Annotated in this window: 18 protein-coding genes and 1 pseudogene; 13 read left to right on the forward strand and 6 right to left on the reverse strand. The window is 75.2% G+C overall.

Features of this window, described 5'->3' with window-relative positions; all coding sequences use genetic code 11:
- Nucleotides 1–218: 218 nt before the first annotated feature.
- Both metF and GA0070620_RS30255 read left to right on the forward strand, forming a co-directional pair.
- Nucleotides 219–1136, forward strand: a complete 918-nt coding sequence (gene metF / locus GA0070620_RS30250) for a methylenetetrahydrofolate reductase [NAD(P)H] (protein ID WP_091596614.1) — start codon at nucleotides 219–221, stop codon at nucleotides 1134–1136.
- Between the two features lie 44 nt (nucleotides 1137–1180).
- Complete coding sequence (locus GA0070620_RS30255) at nucleotides 1181–1870, forward strand: CDP-alcohol phosphatidyltransferase family protein (RefSeq protein WP_091596617.1); 690 nt, start codon at nucleotides 1181–1183, stop codon at nucleotides 1868–1870.
- A 131-nt stretch (nucleotides 1871–2001) separates the two neighbouring features.
- Here the strand turns inward: GA0070620_RS30255 and GA0070620_RS30260 are convergent, their stop codons facing one another.
- The 6 genes from GA0070620_RS30260 to GA0070620_RS30285 are packed head-to-tail and all read right to left on the reverse strand — an operon-like array spanning nucleotide 2002 to nucleotide 7245.
- Entirely contained in the window at nucleotides 2002–3483 is a 1482-nt protein-coding gene (locus tag GA0070620_RS30260) for a phytoene desaturase family protein (protein WP_091596620.1), read from the reverse strand.
- A 10-nt stretch (nucleotides 3484–3493) separates the two neighbouring features.
- The gene (locus tag GA0070620_RS30265) at nucleotides 3494–4621 is read right to left on the reverse strand and encodes a glycosyltransferase (RefSeq protein WP_091596623.1); all 1128 of its coding nucleotides are present in this window, start codon (nucleotides 4619–4621) and stop codon (nucleotides 3494–3496) included.
- Nucleotides 4618–5481: a carotenoid biosynthesis protein gene (locus GA0070620_RS30270; protein WP_091596627.1), complete on the reverse strand. Its 864-nt coding sequence runs from the start codon at nucleotides 5479–5481 to the stop codon at nucleotides 4618–4620. Before GA0070620_RS30270 ends, GA0070620_RS30265 begins: the two co-directional genes overlap by 4 nt.
- On the reverse strand, nucleotides 5478–6029 hold the full coding sequence (locus tag GA0070620_RS30275) for a GNAT family N-acetyltransferase (protein WP_091599635.1): 552 nt from the start codon (nucleotides 6027–6029) through the stop codon (nucleotides 5478–5480). The genes GA0070620_RS30270 and GA0070620_RS30275 overlap by 4 nt, the downstream gene beginning before the upstream one ends.
- On the reverse strand, nucleotides 6026–6760 hold the full coding sequence (locus GA0070620_RS30280; protein WP_091596630.1) for a monooxygenase: 735 nt from the start codon (nucleotides 6758–6760) through the stop codon (nucleotides 6026–6028). Before GA0070620_RS30280 ends, GA0070620_RS30275 begins: the two co-directional genes overlap by 4 nt.
- Nucleotides 6757–7245, reverse strand: a complete 489-nt coding sequence (locus GA0070620_RS30285; RefSeq protein ID WP_091596633.1) for a YbaK/EbsC family protein — start codon at nucleotides 7243–7245, stop codon at nucleotides 6757–6759. Before GA0070620_RS30285 ends, GA0070620_RS30280 begins: the two co-directional genes overlap by 4 nt.
- A gap of 475 nt (nucleotides 7246–7720) precedes the next feature.
- Between GA0070620_RS30285 and GA0070620_RS30290 the strand changes: the two genes are divergently transcribed.
- From GA0070620_RS30290 to GA0070620_RS30335, 11 genes and pseudogenes are all read left to right on the forward strand, one after another.
- Nucleotides 7721–8170: an SAV_6107 family HEPN domain-containing protein gene (locus tag GA0070620_RS30290; RefSeq protein WP_091596636.1), complete on the forward strand. Its 450-nt coding sequence runs from the start codon at nucleotides 7721–7723 to the stop codon at nucleotides 8168–8170.
- 157 nt (nucleotides 8171–8327) lie between these two features.
- Nucleotides 8328–9113 (forward strand): hypothetical protein, encoded by a 786-nt coding sequence (locus GA0070620_RS30295; RefSeq protein WP_091596639.1) that lies wholly within the window; start codon nucleotides 8328–8330, stop codon nucleotides 9111–9113.
- On the forward strand, nucleotides 9110–10807 hold the full coding sequence (locus GA0070620_RS30300) for a DNA polymerase Y family protein (protein WP_091596642.1): 1698 nt from the start codon (nucleotides 9110–9112) through the stop codon (nucleotides 10805–10807). The genes GA0070620_RS30295 and GA0070620_RS30300 overlap by 4 nt, the downstream gene beginning before the upstream one ends.
- A gap of 54 nt (nucleotides 10808–10861) precedes the next feature.
- Nucleotides 10862–14239, forward strand: coding sequence for an error-prone DNA polymerase (locus GA0070620_RS30305; RefSeq protein ID WP_091596644.1), 3378 nt, complete (start codon nucleotides 10862–10864; stop codon nucleotides 14237–14239).
- A gap of 95 nt (nucleotides 14240–14334) precedes the next feature.
- Complete coding sequence (locus tag GA0070620_RS30310; RefSeq protein ID WP_091596646.1) at nucleotides 14335–15687, forward strand: extracellular solute-binding protein; 1353 nt, start codon at nucleotides 14335–14337, stop codon at nucleotides 15685–15687.
- Nucleotides 15688–15693: 6 nt separating this feature from the next.
- Nucleotides 15694–16644, forward strand: a complete 951-nt coding sequence (locus GA0070620_RS30315; protein ID WP_091596649.1) for a carbohydrate ABC transporter permease — start codon at nucleotides 15694–15696, stop codon at nucleotides 16642–16644.
- Nucleotides 16641–16817 (forward strand): hypothetical protein, encoded by a 177-nt coding sequence (locus tag GA0070620_RS33075; RefSeq protein WP_172836533.1) that lies wholly within the window; start codon nucleotides 16641–16643, stop codon nucleotides 16815–16817. The genes GA0070620_RS30315 and GA0070620_RS33075 overlap by 4 nt, the downstream gene beginning before the upstream one ends.
- Nucleotides 16814–17740 (forward strand): carbohydrate ABC transporter permease, encoded by a 927-nt coding sequence (locus GA0070620_RS30320; protein WP_091596652.1) that lies wholly within the window; start codon nucleotides 16814–16816, stop codon nucleotides 17738–17740. Before GA0070620_RS33075 ends, GA0070620_RS30320 begins: the two co-directional genes overlap by 4 nt.
- A gap of 75 nt (nucleotides 17741–17815) precedes the next feature.
- Entirely contained in the window at nucleotides 17816–18583 is a 768-nt protein-coding gene (locus GA0070620_RS30325; protein ID WP_091596656.1) for a methyltransferase domain-containing protein, read from the forward strand.
- Nucleotides 18580–19799: pseudogene (locus tag GA0070620_RS30330) on the forward strand (alkaline phosphatase family protein). The gene GA0070620_RS30325 and the pseudogene GA0070620_RS30330 overlap by 4 nt, the downstream one beginning before the upstream one ends.
- 65 nt (nucleotides 19800–19864) lie before the next feature.
- Nucleotides 19865–21124: a DNA polymerase IV gene (locus GA0070620_RS30335; protein WP_091596659.1), complete on the forward strand. Its 1260-nt coding sequence runs from the start codon at nucleotides 19865–19867 to the stop codon at nucleotides 21122–21124.
- The last annotated feature ends 36 nt before the right edge of the window (nucleotides 21125–21160 follow it).

The raw sequence follows: 21160 nt of genomic DNA on the forward strand, positions 1-21160 counted from the left end.
CGGTCCCTCCCGACGGGTCGGCACGGTGGCGCCGGCCCGTCCGTCGGACGGCCGTGCCACCGCTGGTGGCGACCCCCGCGCGGCCCCCGCGAGGACCGGTCCCCGGCCGGCCCCACCCGCACGGTCCCTGTCTATCCCGGGGGTACGACGCTTTCCCCGACCCACCGCCATGTGGAAAGGTCGTGGGGGCGGCGGGTGTCGCCCGCTAGAGTCGGGGCGTGGCGCTCGGTCTCCCCTCGGTCCTCCCCAATCCGCAGCCGGCCATCGGGGAGCTGATCCGTGAGCGGCAGCCGACCTTCTCATTCGAGTTCTTCCCCCCGAAGACCCCGCAGGGTGAGCGCCTGCTCTGGCAGGCGATCCGCGAGCTGGAGTCGCTGCGGCCGTCCTTCGTCTCGATCACCTACGGCGCGGGCGGCTCGACCCGCGACACCACCGTCGCGGTCACCGAGCGGATCGCCACCGAGACCACCCTGCTGCCGATGGCCCACCTCACCGCCGTCGACCACTCCGTGGCCGAGCTGCGGCACGTGATCGGCCGGCTGGCGGGAGTGGGGGTGCGCAACGTGCTGGCCGTGCGCGGGGACCCGCCGGGCAACCCGGGCGGCGAGTGGGTCGCCCACCCGGAGGGCGTGCGCTACGCCGAGGACCTGGTCCGGTTGGTACGCGACGCGGGCGACTTCAGCGTGGGCGTGGCCGCGTTCCCCTACAAGCACCCGCGCTCGCCCGACGTGGCCAGCGACACCGCGCACTTCGTCCGGAAGTGCCAGGCCGGTGCCGCGTTCGCGATCACCCAGATGTTCTTCGACGCCGACGACTACCTGCGGCTGCGCGACCGGGTTGCGGCGGCCGGCTGCGACACCCCGATCCTCGCCGGGGTGATGCCGGTGACCCAGATGGGCACCATCGAGCGGTCGGTGCAGCTCTCCGGTGCGCCCTTCCCGCCCGCGCTGGCCGAACGGTTCGCGAAGGTCGCCGACGACCCCGAGGCCGTCCGTCGGCTCGGCATCGAGCAGGCCAGCGAGATGTGCCGCCGGCTGCTCGACGAGGGTGTGCCGGGGATCCACTTCATCACCCTCAACCGCTCCACCGCGACGCGCGAGGTCTGGCAGAACCTCAGCGTGGACGTCCGGGCGTGAGCGCGACCCTCGCGACACCTGATCGCCGTCGCGACGGTTGATCAGTGGTGGGCACACTCCTGAAGTGGGACGAGTACGCCACGGCGTGGGCACGGCTGCACGGAGGCTTCGACCCCCGGTCGGCCGCACCCGCGGTACGCGGCTGGCTGCGGTTCGCCTACCACGTGGGGTACGTGCTGGGCCGGCTGCGGGTCGGCCCGACCCCCGTGACGGTGGTCGGCGTGCTGCTGTGCGTGTGCGTGCCGGTGTTCGCCGCGCAGCCGGGCGACGGCCCCTTCCTCGGGGCGCTGTTCGTGCTGCTGGCGGGGGTGGCGGACAGCGTCGACGGCGCGGTGGCGGTGGCCACCGGCCGTACCAGCCGACTCGGCTACGTCTACGACTCGGTCGCCGACCGGCTCGGTGAGGTCGCCTGGCTGGTCGCGTTCTGGCTGGTGGGGGCGCCGGGCGCCCTGGTGGTGGCGGCCGGGGCGCTCTCCTGGCTGCACGAGTACGTCCGCGCCCGGGCGGTCTCCGCGGGCATGCGGCAGATCGGCGCGGTGACCGTGGGGGAGCGGCCGACCCGGGTCTCGGTCGCCCTGGGCGGGTTGCTGGTGGCCGGGCTGGCCGGTCTGATCCAGCCCGACCTCGCCGCGGGCACCATCACCATGGCGACCGCGGTGTGGGTGCTGCTCGCCGGCTTCGGCCTGGGCCAGCTCCTGTCGGCCGTCCGCCGGGCCCTCCTCCAAGCCGGCTGACCCCCGGCCCCCGTCCCCACCCTCTCGGCCCGGCGATCGCGCACTTTCCGCCCCGGCATTCCGGACAGATCGATCTGCCCGAGGGCCGGAACTGCACGATCGCGGAAGCTGGACGGGGAGCCGAGAGCGGGCTAGGCGGGGCCGATGTCGGTGGCGACGATCTGTGCGGAGAGGGTGACCATGGGCAGGCCACCGCCCGGGTGGCCGGAGCCGCCGACCAGCCACAGCCCGCGCACCGGACCCCGGTTGGCCGGCCGGAGCAGACCGCCCGCCGTGCCGTAGATCGTCCCGCCCGGGGCGCCGGTCGCGTCGTCCAGGTCGGCCGGGGTGCGGATCTCCCGGAACAGCAGCCGGTCGCGGACGTCGACGCCCCGCGCGGCGAGCACGTCGAGAATCCGGTCGGCGTACGCCTCCGCGAGGCCGGGCCGCCGCCAGTCGACCGCACTGGTGGCGGTGCCCTGGCGGGCGGCGTTGACCAGCACGAACCAGGCCTCGTGCCCGGCGGGGCGGACCAGCGGGTCGTCGGCGACGGTGACGAAGACCGTCGGGTCGGGAGCCGGGCGGGCCCGTACGCCGCGGCCGGGGTCGCCGAAGACCGCGTCGAACTCGGCGTCGTAGTCGGTCGGGAAGAAGACGTTGTGGTGGGCGAGCCCGGAGGAGCCGGTCACCCCGAGCAGCAGCACGAAGCCGGCCAGGCTGCGGTCGGTGAGCGCGGCCAGCCGGCGCGGGCTGGGCAGCAGGTCGCGGTAGAGGGTGAGCGCGTCGCAGTTGGCCACCACCACGTCGGCCGGGACGGGCGCGGCGACGCCGTCGAGACGTACGCCGTGGACCCGCCCGCCCGCCGCGTCGATCCGGGCGACCGTGGCGCCGGTCTGCACGACCACGCCGAGGTCCAGGCAGCGCGACAGCAGCGCGTCGGCGAGGGTGCCCAGCCCGCCCCGCAGGTACCAGCCGCCGAACGCCAGTTCGGCGTAGGGGACGGCGACCAGCGCGGCCGGCGCCCGGCGCGGGTCGGCGCCGGTGTAGGTGGCGTACCGGTCGAGGAGCATCCGCAGCCGCGGGTCGCCGAGGTGGTGGCGGCCCAGGCCGCGCAGCGAGCGGCCGGGACCGATGGCGGCCAGGTCGCCCAGCCGCCAGGCCAGCGCGGCGAGGTCCCGGGGCGAGTCGACGGGGCGGCGCAGCACGTCCCGGGACGAGGCGGCCCAGACCCGGGCGGCGCGGCGCCACAGCCGCTGCCAGTCGGCCGCCGCCCGGTCGCCGAGGGTGGCGCCGATCCGTGCGGCGAACTCGGTCGGGTCGGCGCAGGAGTCCAGGGTCGACCCGTCGGTGAACACGTGCCGGACGATCGGGTCGAGCCGGGTCAGGTCCAGGTATTCGTCGAGCTTCGCCCCGGTCGCCTCGAACAGGTCGGTGAAGACGTCGGGGAGGGTGAGCAGGCTCGGCCCGGTGTCGAAGTGGAAGGTACCGGCCGGGGTGTCCCGCAGGTGCCGGCCCAGCTTGCCGCCGACCGTCTCGGCCCGCTCGAAGACGGTCACCTCGTGCCCGGTGGCGGCCAGTCGGGCGGCGGTGGCCAGGCCGCCCACTCCGGCGCCGACGACCACGATCCGTGCCATCCCGCGCCTCCTAGCTGACCGGGCGCCCACGCCAGAACAGGCGCCGCCGCTTGCGCAGATGGTACGACCGCAGGGTCAGCCAACCGAGGACCACGACCGACACGGGGTGTGTCAGCGCGTCGGGCCACCACCGGCCGCCGGTGGCGCGCGCGGTGACCACCCGCCCCGCCACCCCGAGCAGGTAGGCGCCCGCGGCCACCAGCGCCGCCCCCGGCGCCCCGGCCGCGAGCGCGCCCACCGCCAGCAGCGGCGGCGCGGTGTAGAGCAGGAGCAGCAGGCCCACCACGGCCGCCGCCGCGCCCGGGTGCCCGAACGTGGCCCAGAGCGACTTCGTGTAGCCGTCGCGCAGCTGCGGCCAGTTCTCGTACATGCGGCAGGCGGCCAGCCGGGAACCGTCGGCCAGGGCGATCCGCCCGCCCGCGCGCTTGACCGCCCGGGCCAGCTCGATGTCCTCCAGCACCCGGTCGGCGACCGCCGCGTGCCCACCCGCCCGCAGGTAGCCGGCCCGGTCCAGCGCCAGGAACTGCCCACCGGCCGCGGCCAGCGAGGGGCGGCGCGAGCGCTCCATCGCCGCCAGCGGCAGGAAGGTCAGCCACAGCCACTGCAGCAGCGGCTGGACCAGCCGGTCGGCCGCCGTCGCCGTCACGATCCGGGGGTACGGCGACAGCAGCGTCACGCCCGCCGCGCGCAGTTCGGTCACCGCCGCCGCGACGGCGTCGGGTTCGAGCACCACGTCGGCGTCGACGAAGACCAGCGCGGTCGCCGCCGGGTCCGCCCGAGTGGCGAGCTGCCAGCAGGCGTACGGCTTGCCGAGCCAGCCCGCCGGTGGGGTGGCCCCGGTGAGCAGCGTGACCCGCGGGTCGTCGCCGGCGACGGCGCGGACGACGTCCGCGGTGCCGTCGGTGGAACCGTCGTCGAGCACCACCACCCGAAGGCCGGGCACGCCCCGCTGGTCGAGCAGCGCCCGCAGGCAGGGAGCGACCCGTTCCGCCTCGTCGCGCAGCGGCAGCAGCACCGCGACCGGCTCGGTCACCTCGGCCGGCGGTCGGTGCGGCCGGCGCAGCCAGCGGGTGGCGTTGATCAGGGTGTGCCCGGTCAGCACGGCGACGCCGAGCAGCAGCGCGAGCAGCGCGGTCATGCGGTCGCGTCGACGCCGGGGCGTCGGGCCGTCCGTGGTGGCCGTTGCTCGTCGCGGTGCCGGCGGGCGCGCAGCAGCGCCACCGCCAGCGGTACGGCCGTCGCGCCCATGCCGACCGCGCCCCAGAGCGCCGAGGCGGGCAGGTCGAGGAAGACCGCGTGGGCCAGCACGCTGGAGGCGTACGTCCAGAGGTAGAGCGCGACCAACGGCGCGTCCCGCCCGTCGGTGACCGCGACGGGCGGCCCGGCGAGGGGTCGCAGCGCGCTCGCCAGCAGCAGCGCGAAGAGCAGCCAGCCCAGGTAGTTGCTGACCGGGACGCCGGGCAGCCCGGGCAGGGCGGGGGTGGCGTCGAGCCAGCGCCAGTAGCCCTCGGCCACCATCTGCGGGTCGAGGAAGAGGTCCCAGGTGGCCAGTCCCACCGCGGCCAGCGCGATCCGCCCGACCCGGAGCCCGGCGCCGGCCGGCGCCGGTGGGTCGGTGGGCGACACGGTGGCCGGCGTGGTCAGCCGCACCGCCGCCAGCCAGGCCGGCCAGGCCATCCAGGTCCAGGCCAGCGGGATGATCAGTGGTACGCCGGCCAGCTTCGGGCCCAGCTCACCGGAGTAGTCGTAGCTGCCGAACGGCACGCCGGTGGCCACCCCGACCGCCTCCACGGCGAACCCGCCGCCGGTGGCCACCGCGACCAGCGCCGCCGCGACCCGGGGGCCCCGGCTGAGCAGGGCGTGGCAGACCGAGAGCAGGTAGCCGAGGACGACGGTGGCCACGGTCAGCCGGGCCCGGGTCGGCCCCCCGGTCAGCGGGTAGCAGATCTGGGCCGCGACCAGGACGGCCAGCAGCGCCCAGGGCAGCCGTCGGGTCATGCGGCGGGGTGGTCGAGCGGCAGGTCCCGGCCGAGCACCCCGAACGCGCGCTCGTCGCCCGGGAAGTGGAAGTCGCGCAGCACGTCGGTGAAGCCGAAGCGCCGGTAGAGCCGCCAGGCCCGGGACGTCTGCTCGTCGGCCTCCGGCGTGGAGAGCAGGGTGGTGGTCCCCTCGGCCAGGGTGAGCAGCGCGCGCAGCTGCCCGGCACCCAGGCCGTGCCCCTGCGCGGCCGGCCGGACGTGTAGCTCGACCACCTCGAAGCAGTGGGTCAGCCAGCGTTGCCGGGCCGCCGGGTCCAGCGCCCGCAGCACCTGGTCGTGCCACCACTGCCCGGCCGCGCCGAGGTAGCCGTAGCCGAACCCGGCGAGGTGGCCCTCACTGGTCAGGCTGGCGACCGCGCGGAACCCGGGCCGGCGGACGTGGGTGGCCATGTAGCCGCGCCGGGCCTCCAGCAGGTCGGTCCGGTAACCCATCGCCTCGCCGTAGACGGCCACCACGTCGTCCAGCCGTCGGACGAGATCGTCCGGGGTCCACCGCACCAACCTCATGCCCATCCACCTCTGTCGTCCACGTTGTCGTGGTTGTCGTGCCAACCCAGCACCGTGCGGTCACCGACCACGTCGCGCACCTGGAACCGCGCGAAGAGCTCCTCGGCGTACCAGCCCTCGGTGGGGGTGCGGGTGATCGCCGCGCGGTGCTCCGGGTGACGGTACGCGAACGCGACGAGGTCCGCCGGGTCCCGCCACACGCTGACCGTGCCCTGCCAGCCCAGCGGCGCCTCGCCGACACCGAAGCGGGCGAGCAGGCCGGGGGCGTCGCGCAGGGCGGCGGCCACCGGCGGGACCGCCCGCCAGAAGGTGGCCGCACGACGGGCCCGCAACCGGGCCCGGGTCAACGCGAGCACCGGGCCGGTGACCGGCCCGCCGGACGGCTCGCCGAACGGGCGGCGCCGGGACCACTCACCCCGGCTGGTCAGCGGGCGCAGATCGACCCGGACGGCGGATCGGGCGATCCGCGCCCAGGCCCGGCCCACCGGTGAGCCGTCGAAGCCGTCCGCCGCGGCGGGGGAGTCCCAGACGGTCAGCGCCGCCCACCGGGTCGGGTCGGCGTCGCCCGGCCCGAAGCCGGTGCCGGTCCCGGTGCCGAGCAGCTTGCCGAACCGTACGCCCGGGGTGGCCCGCAGCCGGCGTGGGTCGAGCGCCATCCGGGTCAGCGCCCGGGGCAGCGCGGCCGGCGTGGTCCGCCACACGTGCAGGGTGACCAGCTCGGGGACGGTCACGCCACCTCGGCCGGGGTGCCGGCGGTGATCCGGAGCAGCTCGTTGTAGGTGGTCGGGAACACCGCGCGGGGCACCCCGCCGGCGGCCCAGACCTCGTGGTGCTCGGCCAGCGCGAGGTCCACCAGGGTGCGCAGCGGTCGCGGGTGCCCGAGCGGGGCGACGCCGCCGATCGGCTGCCCGGTGTGCTCCCGGACGAACTCGGGGGTGGCCCGGCGCAGCGTGGTCACCCCGATGGACGCGGCCAGCTCGGCGACGTCCACCCGGTGGGCGCCGGAGGTGAGCACGAGCAGTGGGGCGCCGTCGGCCTCGAAGACGAGCGAGTTGGCGATCTGGCCGACTCGTACGCCGAGCGCCTCGGCCGCCGCCGCGGCGGTGTGGACGGCGTCGGGGAGCAGGCGGACGGTGGCGGGCGCGCCGGAGGCGTCCCGCGCGTCCGCGCCGGCCAGCGCGTCCTGGACCGCCCGTACGTTCGGGTGTGGCTGCATCCCGCCATTCTCTCCGGTCCGCCCCCGCCCGGGCCGCCCCGGCCACGCCGTGTCCCGACCGCTCCCGGAGGCTCGGCGGGAGCGGCGCGTCACACGTTGCGTTTTCGTCGTAGGGGAGGTGTACTGTCAGCAGTAGTTAGAACGAGTGTTCGATTGCCTCGAACGTTCGTTCCAACCAAGCCCAGAGAGCGGCGTTTCGCGGCGCGGCTCCGGGCGGTGCGGCACCGCGGGCCGCACCTGGGTTCCGGGCAGTCGCGAGCCCGGTCCCGTCAGGCAGGAGCGTCGTCCGCCGCCCACGACCCCCGGGCGGCGGACGACGAACCCGCCGGTACGCCGGCCGGGTGTGGTGTGGGGAAGCGTCCACACCCGGCCGGCCCCACACGGTGCGTCTTCCTCCGCACCACCCGACCCGGCCTCCGCCGGTGGCTCCTTCCGCCGCCGGTCGGTCGCCTCGGCCAGTGGAGGAGACAGTTCCATGCCGACCAACCCGGCTCAGCCACCGACGGTGCCCGCGCACGTGCTGCCGCACCGCACCCCCGCACAGTTGCTCGCGGTGGCCCGGCAGGGGCTGACCGAGGCCGGCCAGACCCGTCCCGACGGTCTCCGCTACGCGGCCGCCCACCTGGCCGCCCTGCGCGCGGCCGCGGCCCTGCTCGCCGCGCGGGCCCGCCCCGCGCCCGCCCGGCGCAACCGGATCACCAGCGTCTGGGTCCTGCTCACCGCCGTCGCCCCCGAGCTCGACGAGTGGGCGCGCTACTTCGCCGCCGGCGCCGGCAAACGGGCCGCCGCCGAAGCCGGCATCCCCCGGGTGGTCAGCGCCCGGGAGGCCGACGACCTGCTCCGCGCGGCCGAGCAGTTCGTCTCGGTGGTGGAGACGGCGCTCGGGGTGGTCCACCAACCGGCGCTGGACGGTCTCGCCGCCTGACGCCACGTCCGACCGGCCGGAGCCGGGTCGACGCCGGTCACGAGGGTGACGTGGGGCCGGGGAAGTCCGTCCACGCCGTCCTCGTGACCGTGCCGCCGGCACGGCACCGGTCGCCGCAACACCTGATCCAACAGCAACACGACGGGGGGTTGGTCCGATGGCGGGCCGGATGGTGGTCGGTTCCGCCGCGCTGGCGGGTCTGGTCCGTCCGGCGAGCGCGCCGGATCCCGCGGGCGGCCACCGGATGCTGCCGGTGGCTCCCGAGCTGACCGGGCTGCTGCCCAACCGGGGCCTGCGGCGCGGCAGCACGATCGCGGTCGCCACCGGGCAGCCGCGGCGCAGCGGTGGCACCTCGCTGGTGCTGGCGCTGCTCGCCGAGGCGTCCCGGGCCGGCTCGTGGTGCGCCGTGGTGGGGGTGCCGACCTTCGGCGCGGGCGCGGCCGCCGAGATCGGGATCGCGCTGGACCGGCTCGCCCTGGTGCCCAATCCCGGCCCCGACTGGGCCACCGTCGTCGCCGCGCTCATCGACGGGGTGGACGTCGTGGTGACCGCCGTGCCGGCCACGGTCTCCGCCTCGGTCGCCAACCGGCTCGCCGCCCGGGCCCGGCAGCGGGGCAGTGTGCTCGTCCCGTACGGCCGGTGGGACGGCGCGGACGTGACGTTGCAGGTGGTCCGTGGGGTCTGGGAGGGGCTCGGGTCGGGCCGGGGCCGGCTGCGGCGCCGGGAGGTCACCGTCTCGGCGCGCGGACGGGGGGCGGCCGCCCGGCCCAAGGAGATCAAGGTCTGGTTGCCCGGCGACGAGTTGACCCGCGTCATCCCCCGCGCCGTGCCGCCCACCGCCGGGCGTCCGTCCACCGGCCGGCTGCACCCGGTCGCCTCGACCGACCGCGCCTCCGCCGGCGCGTCGCGCCGTGGCGCGCTCACGGTGATCGGCACGGCATGAGCGACGCACCCGTCCGCACCCTGCTGCTCTGGTGCCCCGACTGGCCCGTGCTCGCCGCCGAGATCGTCGACGGGGTGCCCGCCACCGGCCCGGTCGCCGTCCTGCACGCCAACCGGGTGGTGGCCTGCTCCGAGCGCGCCCGGGCCGAGGGGGTGCGGCGTGGCCTGCGCAAACGGGAGGCGCAGGGCCGCTGCCCCCAGTTGACCGTGGTCGACTACGACCCGGGGCGGGACGCCCGGGCGTTCGAGCCGGTGGTCGCGGCCGTGGAGGAGCTGGTCGCCGGCGTCGAGGTGGTACGCCCCGGCGCGTGCGCGCTCACCGCCCGGGGGCCGAGCCGCTACTTCGGCGGTGAGGAGGCGGCCGCCGAACGGATCGTCGAACACGTCGCCCAGGCCTGCGTGGTGGAGAGCCAGGTCGGGATCGCCGACGGGGTCTTCGCCGCCGGGCTGGCCGCCCGCACCGGCCGGATCGTCCCGCCCGGGGAGACCCCGGAGTTCCTCGCCGGGCTGCCGGTCGAGGCGTTGGGCCGCCCGGCGCTGGCCGACCTGCTGCGCCGTCTCGGGGTGCGTAGCCTCGGCGACTTCGCCGCGCTGCCCGCCGGTGACGTGCTGGCCCGGTTCGGGTTCGACGGCGCGCTGGCCCACCGGCTGGCCGCCGGGCGGGACCACCGTCCGCTCGCCGTCCGTCAGCCCCCGGCCGACCTGACGGTGACCGCCGAGTACGACGAGCCGATCGACCGGGTCGACGCGGCGGCGTTCGCGGCCCGGGCGCTGGCCGAGCAGTTGCACGACCGGCTCGCCGGGCACGGCCTGGCCTGCACCCGGCTCGGCATCGAGGCGGTCACCGCGCACGGCCAGGAGCTGCACCGGGTCTGGCGGCACGACGGCCTGCTCACCGCGGCGGCCATCGCCGACCGGGTCCGCTGGCAGCTCGACGGCTGGCTCACCGGCAGCAGCCGGCGCGGCGGGGGCGGCCCGGCCCGGCCGACGTCCGGCATCATCCGGCTGCGGCTGGTCCCCGACGGGGTGATCGCCCAGGCCGGTCTGCAGGCCGGCCTGTGGGGGGAGACCGGCGAGGAGCGGGAGCGGGCGCACCGGGCGTTGAGCCGGGTGCAGGGCATCCTCGGCCCGGAGGCGGTGCTCACCGCGGTGCTCGGCGGCGGCCGGTCCCCGGCCGACGAGGTGCGCCTGGTGCCCTGGGGTGACGAGCGGCTGCCCGCCCGCCCCGGCCCGCCACCGTTGCCGGTCGCACGGGACACCACCGCGGCCGGTGGCGGCGAGGTCGCGGACGGCCGGGCTGCCGGTCGCCGGCGCGGCGGTGGGAGTGCCTCGTCCGGGGCCGCCGGCGCCGGTCGTGGTGGGGCAGCCCCGCCCTGGCCCGGTCGGCTTCCGCCGCCCGCGCCGGCCGTGGTGCTGCCCAGCCCACTGGCCGCCACCGTGCACGACGCCGACGGCGAGCCGGTCGTGGTCAGCGCGCGCCTGGCGGTGAGCGCGGCGCCGGCCCGGCTCACCGTGGGCACGGCGCCACCGACCGAGATCGTCGGCTGGACCGGGCCGTGGCCGGTCGACGAGCGGTGGTGGGCGCCGGCCGAGGCCCGCCGCCGGGCCCGGTTCCAGGTCAGCCTCGCCGACGGCGCCGCCCTGCTGCTCGCCGTCGAGGCCGGGCGGTGGCTGGTGGAGGCGATCTATGACTGACCCGATCACGTCGGCGCGGGCCACCCGCGCCACGCGACCAGCGGGGGCGGCGGGATGAGCTTTCACAACCCCAAGATGCCCTGGTCGGAGCTGGAGCGGGTGCTCTCCGGCCGTCCCGACGGCCGATCCGGTCAGGGCCGGTCGCGCGAGCAGCGGCACCTGCACGTGGTGGACCCGCTCGCCGAGGACGCCGACGGCGGGGACGGCCCCGCCTGGAGCCGCCGGCGCGAGCAGTACCAGGCGCCGGCGGTGGTCCGCCCCGAGGGCGCCGTCCCGTACGCGGAGCTGCACGCGCACACCAACTTCAGCTTCCTCGACGGGGCGAGCCACCCGGAGGAGCTGGCCGAGGAGGCGGCCCGGCTGGGGCTCACCGCGCTCGCCGTCACCGACCACGACGGCTTCTACGGTGTGGTGCGCTTCGCCGAGGCGGCCCGCGCGTTGCACCTGCCGACGATCTTCGGCGCCGAACTCTCCCTCGGGCTGCCCGGTCCGCAGAACGGCGAACCGGACCCGCTCGGCGCGCACCTGCTGGTGCTCGCGCACGGCCACGAGGGGTACGCCCGGCTGGCCAGCACCATCTCCCGCGCCCAGTTGCGCGGCGGCGAGAAGGGCCGACCGGTCTACGGGGACCTGGAGGAGGTCGCCGCCGAGCTGCGCGACCACGTCCTGGTGCTCACCGGCTGCCGCAAGGGGCACGTGCCGGGAGCGCTGCTCACCGAGGGCGTCGACGCGGCGGCCCGGGAGCTGGACCGGCTGACCGCGCTCTTCGGCGCGGAGACGGTGGCGGTGGAGCTCACCGACCACGGCCACCCCGTCGACGCGGACCGCAACGACGCGCTCGCCGAACTGGCCGCCGCCGCCGGCCTGCCCACGGTGGCCACCAACAACGTGCACTACGCGAGCCCGGGGCGGCGTCGGCTGGCCACCACGGTCGCCGCCGTCCGGGCCCGGCGCAGCCTGGACGAGATCGACGGCTGGCTGCCCGCCGCCGCCACCGCCCACCTGCGCAGCGGTGCGGAGATGGCGGCCCGGTTCGCCGCCTACCCGGGTGCGGTGGCCCGGGCCGCCGAGTTCGGCGCCGAGCTGGCCTTCGACCTGCAACTGGTCGCGCCGGAGCTGCCGGCGTACCCGGTTCCGCCGGGGCACACCGAGATGAGCTGGCTGCGCCACCTGACCGCGCAGGGCGCCCGGGAGCGCTACGGCCCGCGGGAGGCGCACCCGGCGGCGTACGCGCAGCTCGACCACGAGCTGGACATGATCGAGGAGCTGGGGTTCCCCGGCTACTTCCTGGTGGTCTACGACATCGTCGCGTTCTGCCGGGAGCAGGACATCTACTGCCAGGGGCGGGGCTCGGCGGCGAACTCGGCGGTCTGCTACGCGCTGCGGATCACCAACGTCGACGCGGTCCGGCACCGGCTGCTCTTCGAGCGGTTCCTCGCCCCCGAGCGGGACGGGCCGCCGGACATCGACGTCGACATCGAGTCCGACCGTCGGGAGGAGGTGATCCAGCACGTCTACGCCCGCTACGGCCGGGAGCACACCGCCCAGGTCGCCAACGTCATCTCCTACCGGCCCCGGTCGGCGGTGCGGGACGTGGCCAAGGCGTTCGGCTACTCGCCGGGCCAGCAGGACGCCTGGAGCAAGCAGATCGACCGGTGGGGTTCGGTCACCACGGTCGACGTGGCGGACATCCCCGAGCAGGTCGTCGAGTACGCCAACGAGCTGCAGACCTTCCCCCGGCACCTGGGCATCCACTCCGGCGGGATGGTGATCTGCGACCGGCCGGTGATCGAGGTCTGCCCGGTGGAGTGGGGGCGGATGCCCGGCCGCAGCGTGCTCCAGTGGGACAAGGACGACTGCGCCGCCGTCGGCCTGGTCAAGTTCGACCTGCTCGGTCTCGGCATGCTCTCCGCGTTGCACTACGGGTACGACATGATCGGGATGAGCCTGGACCTCGGCGACATGACGCTGGACGACCCCGAGGTCTACGACATGCTCTGCCGGGCCGACTCGGTCGGGGTGTTCCAGGTGGAGAGCCGCGCCCAGATGGCCACCCTGCCCCGGCTCAAGCCCCGCGAGTTCTACGACCTGGTGGTCGAGGTGGCGCTGATCCGCCCCGGCCCGATCCAGGGCGGCTCGGTGCACCCGTACATCCGGCGCAAGAACGGCCAGGAACCGGTGACCTTCGCGCACCCGTTGATGCGCAACGCGCTGGAGAAGACCCTCGGCGTGCCGCTGTTCCAGGAGCAGCTGATGCAGCTCGCCATCGACCTGGCCGGCTTCGACGCGGCCGGTGCCGACCAGCTGCGTCGGGCGATGGGGGCCAAGCGCTCGGTGGAGCGGATGGCGCAGATCGCCGACCGGCTGTACGCCGGGATGGCGGAGCGGGGCATCACCGGCGAGCTGGCCGACGACGTCTACCGCAAGCTCACCGCGTTCGCCAGCTACGGCTTCCCAGAGAGCCACGCGATGAGCTTCGCCTACCTGGTCTACGCCAGCTCGTGGCTCAAGCGCTACCACCCGGCGCCGTTCCTGGCCGCGCTGCTCAACGCCCAGCCGATGGGGTTCTACTCGCCGCAGACCCTGGTCGACGACGCCCGCCGGCACGGGGTGGAGGTGCGCCGGCCGGACATCAACGCCAGCGCGGCGTCGGCGGTGCTGGAGTCCACCCCGGACACCCGGTGGGGCAGTGCGCCGGGCGAGCCGCCGCACGCCTGGGGGCTGGGCGGTCCGGCGGTCCGGCTCGGGCTGTCCAGCGTGCGTACCCTCGGCGACGACGTGGCCGAGCGGATCGAGGCGGAGCGGAGCGCGCACGGGCCGTACCGTGACATGCCGGACCTGGCCCGGCGGGTCGGTCTCACCGCCGCGCAGTTGGAGGCGCTGGCCACCGCGGACGCGTTCGCCTGTTTCGGGCTGACCCGGCGGCAGGCGCTCTGGGCCGCCGGCGCGGCGGCCCAGGACCGGCCGGGCCGGCTGCCGGGCACGGTGACGGGGGCGGCCCCGCCGACCCTGCCCGGCATGGAGGCGGTGGACCGGCTGGTCGCCGACGTGTGGGCGACCGGTCTGTCGCCGGAGAGCCATCCGGCCGGGTTCATCCGTCCCCAGTTGGACCTGGTGGGCGCGCTGCCGATCGCCCGGCTGGGCCGGGTCGAAGCCGGCCAGCGGATCCGGGTCGGCGGCATCGTGACCCACCGGCAGCGGCCGGCGACCGCCGGCGGGGTCACCTTCCTCAACCTGGAGGACGAGACCGGCATGCTCAACGTGACCTGCTCACCGGGGCTGTGGCAGCGCTACCGGCGGGTGGCCCGGACCAGCACCGGGCTGGTGGTCCGGGGCCGGTTGGAGCGGAACGAGGGGGTGGTCAACCTCGTCGCCGACCGGCTGGATCCGATCACACCACCGGTCAGTCCGGCGTCCCGGGACTTCCGGTGACCGAAGTCGATCTCCATCAGGTTTGAAACTTTCACGGGCAGGAGAAGTGCAGGTCACGCGGGCATCGTGGCTCGTGCGGTCCGGGGAGGAAAACCATGTCACGGAAACTGCGGGCGACCGCGCTTGCCGGAGTGCTCGCTCTGACCGTCGCCGGGTGCGGGGGAGTCGGCGGCGGCGACGACGGTGACACCGGTGGCACGGCCACCAAGGGCGCGCTCAGCACGATGGGCTTCGGCCTGTCCGACGAGATCGCCACCACCCGGGTCGACGCCTTCAAACGCGACCACCCGGACGTCAACCTGAAGATCACCGAGGGCGCCTTCGACGAGCAGCAGTTCCTCTCCGCCGTGGCGTCCGGCAACCCGCCAGACCTGGTGTACATGGACCGCAAGCTCATCGGCACGTACGCCAAGCGCGGCTCGATCCAGCCGCTGACCGACTGCGTCGACGAGCAGGACATCGACCTGGGGCAGTACCGGCCGGCGGCCAAGGACCAGGTCACCCTGGACGGCACGGTCTACGGGATTCCCGAGTTCTCCAGCGTCCGGGTGCTCTACCTCAACGAGGCGCTGCTCAGGCAGGCCGGGCTGACCGCCGACGACGTGAACCTCGCCGACTGGGCCGCCCTGCCGGCGCTCAACGCGAAGCTGGCCGCGGTCTCCGGCGGTCGGCTGTCGCGGATCGGCATCGACCCGAAGATCCCGGAGTTCCTGCCGATGTGGGCCCGGGCCAACGGCGCCGACATGATCTCGGCCGACGGGGCGAAGCCGAACCTGACCGACCCGAAGGTCGTCGAGGCGCTGGCCACCGGTGTGAAGCTCATCCAGGACCAGGGCGGGTTCGGCAAGTTCAAGTCGTTCCGGGACACCTTCGACTTCTTCGGCGCGGAGAACCCGCTGGTGAAGAACCAGATCGTCGCCTGGCCGATGGAGGAGTGGTTCCTCAACCAGGCCGCCAAGAACAGCCCGAAGGCCGAGCTGGTGGTCAAGCCGTTCGTGGACCGGCAGGGCAACTCCCTCACCATGTCCTCCGGCCAGGCCTGGGTGATCACCAAGGGGGCCAAGAACCCGGACGCCGCGTGCGCCTTCGCCAAGCAGATGACCGCCACCGACACCTGGGTCGCCGCCGCGAAGGCCCGCGCGGACGCCCGCAAGGCCGCCGGCCAGCCGTTCACCGGGGTGTGGACCGGCAACGCCGAGGCCGACAAGAAGATCTTCGACGAGCTGTACCAGCCGACCGGCAACAAGCGCTTCGACGACGCCGTCGCCACGATCCGGTCGGTGCAGGACGTCGCGTTCGCCATGCCGGCCTCGCCGGCCGGCGCCGAGTTCGACAAGGCGTGGTACGACGCGGTCAACCGGGTGCTCGCCGGCCAGGCGCAGCCCGCCGAGGCGCTGGCGCGCGCCCAGCAGGAGGCCACCGCGGCGCTGGACAAGGCTGCGAAGTAGCCGGCGATGGCCACCACCGTCAGTACTCCCGTTCCGGGCCGGCGGCGCCGTACGCCGCTGGCCCGGCGGGAGGCCCGCTGGGCGTACCTCTTCCTGGCGCCGTGGATCGTCGGGTTCCTGGTGTTCCAGGCCGGCCCGATGATCGCCAGCGCCTGGTTGAGCCTCACCGAGTACGACGTGCTGAACCCGCCGAGGTACACGGGGCTGGACAACTACCGGGAGCTGATGACCGACCCGCAGGTCGCCCGCAGCCTCGGCAACACCGTCTACTACACGGCGCTGCACGTACCCCTGGTGATGGTGATCTCCCTGGGCCTGGCGCTGCTGCTCAAGCGGGTGGGGCGGCTCCAGGGCTTCTTCCGGACCGTCTTCTACCTTCCGGTGATGACCCCGGCGGTGGCCGTCGGCATCCTGTTCCTGCTCCTGCTCAACACCCAGGACGGCCTGATCAACCGGGGCCTGGCCCTGGTCGGTGTCGAGGGGCCGAGCTGGACCACCGACCCGAGCTGGGTGATGCCCGGCATCGTGCTGATGAGCCTCTGGAGCCTCGGCTCCACCGTGATCATCTACCTGGCGGCGCTGCAGAACGTGCCGCGCGACCTCTACGAGGCGGCGAGCATCGACGGCGCCGGCGGCTGGGCCCGCTTCCGGCACGTGACGCTGCCGATGATCTCCGGTGCGCTCTTCTTCACGCTGATCGTCAACACGATCGCGTCGCTCCAGATGTTCACCGAGGTCTACACCATGTACTTCGGCAACCGGGAGACCCAGAACACGTTCAACAGCGACGCGGCAACGTTCTACGTCATCCACTTGTTCCAGGAGGCGTTCCAGTTCCTCCACATGGGCTTCGCGTCAGCGATGGCGTGGCTGCTCTTCGTGATCATTATGGTGATCACGCTGGTGCAGGTGAAGCTCAGCAACAGGTTCGTGTACTACGAAGGGGAAGACCAGTGACGGGGAACAACGGCCACAACGGCGTGGCCAACGCGCGACGGACCCGGCTCGCGGCGGGCTGGGTGCCGGAGCACCACCTCGAACCGCGCGAGTACGAGGTGACCGACGGCCCGGTCGCCAACGTCCGGCGGTCCCGGGCCGAGCACGACCCGGCGGCGGGGGCCGAGTCGTGACCGCGGCGGTCGAGCGGGGCGCCACCGCTGCCGTGCCCGGCGTCGAGCCGGGCCGGGTGGTGCTCCGCCGACCGCCGGCTCGGGAGGACGCGCGCCGACCGGTCTGGCAGCGGGTGCTCTTCGTGGCCGGGCTGGTCGGCGCGGCCGTGATCTTCCTGCTGCCGTTCGTCTGGCTGGTCGGTGCGTCCCTGCGTCCCCGCGAGTACGTCTTCGCGCCGGGTTTCCTGCCGGTGCCGTTCGCCCCGGACAACTACGCCGAGGCATGGCAGGCGGTGCCGCTCGTCACCTGGCTGCTCAACAGCCTGGTGGTCGGGGTGGCCGCCGCGGCGGCCGTCACCCTCTCCAGCGCCTGGGTGGCGTTCGGGTTCGCCTACTTCCGGTTCCCGGGGCGCAACCTGCTCTTCGGGCTGGTGCTGGCCACCATGATGCTGCCGTTCGCGGTCACCATGATCCCGACGTACCTGATCTGGTCGGAGCTGCGGCTGACCGACACCCAGGTGCCGCTCTGGGCCGGCAACCTCTTCGGCTCGGCGTTCTACATCTTCCTGCTCCGCCAGTTCCTGCTCTCGCTGCCCCGCGAGTACTTCGAGGCCGCCCGCGTGGACGGCGCGAGCTATCCCCAGCTCTTCTGGAAGCTCGCCTTCCCGCTGATCCGTCCGGCGCTGCTCGTCGCGTTCGTCTTCGAGTTCAAGGCGAGCTGGACGGACCTGCTGAAGCCGCTCATCTACCTGCGCGACGAGCACCTCTACACGCTGCCCCGCGGGCTGAAGGTCGTGCTGGACCGGTTCGGCTACGGCGGTGAACAGCAGTGGGAGGTCGTGCTGGCCGGCAGCGTCATCGCCACCGTCCCTATGATCATTTTGTTCTTCCTCGCCCAGCGGCACTTCATCGAGGGCATCGCCACCTCCGGCCGCAAGGGCTGACGCGGGCGGGTGCGGCGGCCGGTCGATGCGTGGGCGGGTCCCGGCCGGAGGGGCCCCCGCTCCACAGCCGGCCACGTGACTAGGCTCGACCGGGTGGAGCAGACCCCGGGACGGTTCCCCGAGCCGCCGCTGACCCCCCGTACCGCCGTGATCTGGTCGGTGCTGCGCGCCGAGCTGGACCGGCGCGCCGGGGCCGAGCTGACCGTGCTCGACGTCGGCGGCGGCACCGGCGGATTCGCCGTCCCGCTCGCCCAGGCCGGGCACCGGGTGACCGTGGTCGACGCCAGCCCGGACGCGCTCGCCGCGCTCACCCGGCGGGCCGCCGAGGCCGGGGTCGCCGACCGGGTGAGGGCCGTCCAGGGCGACGGCGACGCCCTCGCCGGCCTGGTCGAGCCGGCCGCCGCCGACCTGGTGCTCTGCCACGCGGTACTGGAGGTCGTCGACGACCCGACGCCCGTCGTGGCGGCGCTGGCCACCGCGCTGCGCCCGGGCGGGGCGGCGAGCGTCCTGGTCGCCGGTCGGGCCGCCGCCGTGCTCGGCCGGGCCATGAACGGTCACCTCGACGTCGCGGCCACCCTGGCCAGTGACCCGGCCGGCACCGCCGGGCCCCGGGACACCCTGCGGCGGCGTTACGACGCCGACGGCGCCGCCGCGCTGCTCGGCGCCGCCGGGCTGGTGGTCGAGGAGATCCACGGCGTACGCGTCCTCGCCGACCTGCTGCCGGCCGCGGTCGCCGACGGCCAGCCGGCCGCCCTCGTCGAACTCGAACGGGCGCTCGCCGGCCGCCCGCCGTACCGGGACGTCGCCGCCCAGCTGCACCTGTTCGCCCGCCGCCCGGCATGACCGGCCCGTCCGCCCCGGAGCCGAACGGCCACCCGGGTCCGGCCGGCGGGGCACACGCGCTCGGCGGGCCGGACCCGCTGGCGCTCGTCACGCCGCACTACGGCGACGGCAGCCTGGCCGACGTGCTGCCCAGCGCGCTCGCCGTGCTCGGCGTGCCGGGCGCGACGGATCGGCTCGGGCTCGCCGCGCGGCTCGCCGGGGTCCGCCGGCTCGTCGTGCTGCTCGTCGACGGGCTCGGCTGGTACCAGATCCCGACCGCCGCGCCGTACGCCCCGACGCTGGCCGCGCTGGCCGCCACCGCGGGCCGCCCCCTCACCTCCGGCTTTCCGTCCACCACCCCGACCAGCCTGGTGACCCTCGGCACCGGCGCGGCGCCCGGGGCGCACGGGGTGCTCGGCTTCACCGTCCGCGTTCCCGGCGGCGACCGGGTGCTCAGCCACATCGAGTGGGCCGGCGACCCGGACCCGCTGCGCTGGCAGCCGGTCCCCACCCAGTTCGAGCGGGCCCGCGCGGCGGGAGTCGCGGTGACCGTGGTGAGCCGGCCCGAGTTCGGCGGCAGCGGGCTGACGGTGGCGGCCAACCGGGGCGGGGACTACCGGGGCGCCGCCGGGGTCGACGCGCTCGCCACGACCATGCTGGCGGCGCTGACCGCCGGCGCCGGGCCCACCCTGGTCTCCGGCTACCACCCGGACCTGGACCGGCACGGCCACCTCACCGGGGTCGACTCGCCGCCCTGGCGGGTGGCCGCCGCCGAGGTGGACGCGCTGGTCGCCCGCCTCGTCGACGGGCTCCCGCCCGACGGGGCACTGCTGGTCACCGCCGACCACGGGCAGCTCGACGTGCCCCTCGCGCACCGGTTCGACCTGGACACCGACCCCCGGCTGCGCGCCGGGATCCGGGTGGTCGCCGGGGAGGCCCGGGTGCGCTACCTGCACGTCGTGCCGGGCGCCGTCGAGGACGTGGTGGCCACCTGGTCCGCCGTGCTGGGCGACGCGGCCCGGGTGCGTACGCGGGAGGAGGCGGTCGCCACCGGATGGTTCGGGCCGGTCCCGAGGACCACCTGGCGCGCATCGGCGACGTGGTGGTGACCTGCAACGACACGTACGCCGTCCTGGCCACCCGGTCGGAGAGCCCGATCGCGTCCCGGCTGGTGGCCTACCACGGCGCGGACACCGCGGCCGAGATGACCATCCCGCTGCTGGTCGTCCGGGGCTGACCGGCGGCAACCGGCACGCCGGCCGCCCGTCGTCGTCTGTCGTACCCCCGGGCTAACCTGCCGGGATGGGCCGCAGCCAGTCGTTGCCCCGGGGCGGTGACCCGCGCTTCGGGCCGGACGCCGACGACTCCGGCTGTCCGATCCTGCACGTCGACATGGACGCCTTCTTCGCCTCGGTCGAGGTGCGCGGCCGACCCGAGCTGCGGGGCCGACCGGTGGTGGTCGGCGGCCTCGGCCCCCGCGGGGTGGTCAGCTCCGCCAGCTACGAGGCCCGGCGCTACGGCGTCCGCAGCGCCATGCCGATGATGCGGGCCCGGGCGCTCTGCCCGCACGCGGTCTACCTCCCGCCGGACTTCGCCGCCTACACGTCCGCCTCACGGGCGGTGATGCAGATCTTCCGGGACGTCACCCCGCTGGTCGAGCCCCTCTCCCTCGACGAGGCGTTCCTCGACGTGGCGGGCGCGCGCCGCCTCTTCGGCCCGCCGGCCGCGATCGCCCGTCGGATCCGCGCCCGGGTCGCCGACGAGCTGGGGCTGACCTGTTCGGTCGGCGTCGCGCCGAGCAAGTTCGTCGCCAAGCTCGGGTCGACCCGGGCCAAGCCCGACGGGCTGCTCGTCGTGCCGGCGACCCGGGTGCTCGACTTCCTCCACCCGCTGCCGGTCGACGCGTTGTGGGGGGTGGGGGAGCGGTCGGCGCAGACCCTGCACCGGCTGGGCCTGGCCACCATCGGCGATCTCGCCGAGGCGCCCTACGGGATGCTGCGCAAGGCCCTCGGGGAGGCGTCCGCCAGCCACCTGCACGAGCTGGCGTGGGGGCGCGACCCGCGCGGGGTGAGCCCCGAGCACGTGGAGAAGTCGATCGGGGCCGAGGTGACGTTCGACGCCGACGTGGCCGACCCGACGGAGATCCGTCGGGCGTTGCTCGCACTCGCCGACAAGGTGGGCGCGCGGCTGCGGCGCGCGGGGCAGGTGGGCCGCACGGTGTCGCTGAAGGTGCGCCTCGCCGACTTCCGCACCGTCAACCGCTCCCGCACCCTCCCGGTGCCCACGGACACGGCACGGGAGATGTTCGACACGGTCTGGGCGCTCTACACGGCGCTCGATCCCGGTGAGCGGATCCGGTTGGTCGGCGTACGCGTGGAGGGCCTCGCCACAGCGGACGCGACGCCCCGCCAACTCGCGCTCGGCGCACCCGAGCACGGTTGGCGCGAGGCGGAGGCCGCCGCGGACGCCGCGGCTGCCCGTTTCGGGCGGTCCGTCATAGGTCCGGCCAGTCTGCTCGGCAAGCGTGATCCCCGCCGAACTGAAAATCCACGCCGGCCATAGGTCGTCCCGCTTTCCGACGCGCGACCCCCCTCGTAG

Origin of the sequence: Micromonospora krabiensis (assembly GCF_900091425.1) — a bacterium.
GTDB lineage: Bacteria > Actinomycetota > Actinomycetes > Mycobacteriales > Micromonosporaceae > Micromonospora > Micromonospora krabiensis.